Consider the following 877-nt stretch of genomic DNA (forward strand, 5'->3'; position numbering starts at 1 on the left):
CGGCGAGCAGCGGTTACATGCCGAACGTCGGGTCAAAGCCGCCGCGCTGGTGGCTGAGCTGATGGCGTCAGGTATCGGCAATCGTAAGGCGATAAAGCTGGCCGCAAAACAACTGCAAATCAGCGAAGGCACCATTCGCAATCTCTACTATCGCGTAAAAGACCACAGCCCTGACCTGTGGAACTGTGTGCTTCTCGACAAGCGTCTGCGCGAGAAATGCGACAGTGGCCGCACGGCGTACATCACCGATGACGCATGGCAGTTCTTTCTTGGCGATTACCTGCGCAATGAAGCCCCGTTCTTCTCAAAATCTTACGAGCGCCTTGAAATCGCTGCTGCGGCGCATGGCTGGACTATCCCGTCAGAGCGCACCCTTCGCCGTAAGCTGGAGCGTGAAGTTGACCCGCGTATCGTTGTCGCTACCCGCGAAGGTGAGAATGCGCTGGCGCAGATGTTCCCGTCCCAGCAGCGCACAGTTGCACAATTGCATGCAATGGAATGGATCAACGGCGACGGCTACCAGCATAACGTGTTTGTACGCTGGTTTAACGGCGACATTATTCGTCCTAAAACGTGGTTCTGGCAGGACGTTCACAGCCGCAAAATCGTTGGCTGGCGTACCGATGTATCCGAGAACAGCGACAGTATCCGCCTGTCTCTGATGGACACCCTGCGCACGTACGGCAAACCGTCGCACGTGACAATCGATAACACCCGTGCTGCGGCCAACAAATGGCTGTCTGGTGGGGTGCCGAACCGCTACCGCTTCAAAGTCAAGCCTGATGACCCTATGGGGATCATCCCCTTGCTGGGGATAAAACTGCACTGGACGGGCGTGATTGGTGGCAAGGGCTGGGGCCAGGCCAAACCTGTGGAA

At 57.0% G+C, this 877-nt stretch carries 1 protein-coding gene; it reads left to right on the top strand.

The features are described from left to right. On the top strand, positions 1–877 hold an 877-nt coding region (locus GTGU_RS23440), incomplete at both ends, for a transposase domain-containing protein (protein ID WP_038163641.1).

The sequence above is a fragment of the Trabulsiella guamensis ATCC 49490 genome, assembly GCF_000734965.1.
Taxonomy (GTDB): domain Bacteria; phylum Pseudomonadota; class Gammaproteobacteria; order Enterobacterales; family Enterobacteriaceae; genus Trabulsiella; species Trabulsiella guamensis.